Genomic DNA, 258 nt, shown 5'->3' on the forward strand with positions numbered 1-258 from the left:
CGGGCCCCCGACCGCACCTCGCCCTCCTACGACCCGATGATTGCCAAGACCATCACTCGCGGGCAGGGTCGCGTTACGGCGCTTTCCCGCCTTTCAGCGGCCCTGGCCGAGATCCGTGCCGCCGGCGTGACGACAAATGCGGCGTTCCTTCGCCGGCTAACGGTTCAGGCCGATTTCCTCGAGGGCAGGCCGGATACGGGCCTGATCGACCGGCATCTGGCCGAATTGACGCCGGCGCATGCTGCTCCTTCCGATATC

1 pseudogene is annotated in these 258 nt (G+C 67.1%); it reads left to right on the plus strand.

What is annotated here, in order from left to right:
• A pseudogene (locus tag KVS69_RS21300) lies at positions 1 to 258 on the plus strand (3-methylcrotonyl-CoA carboxylase); the annotation flags it as partial.

The sequence above is a fragment of the Stenotrophomonas sp. GbtcB23 genome, assembly GCF_019091045.1.
GTDB lineage: Bacteria > Pseudomonadota > Gammaproteobacteria > Xanthomonadales > Xanthomonadaceae > Stenotrophomonas > Stenotrophomonas rhizophila_A.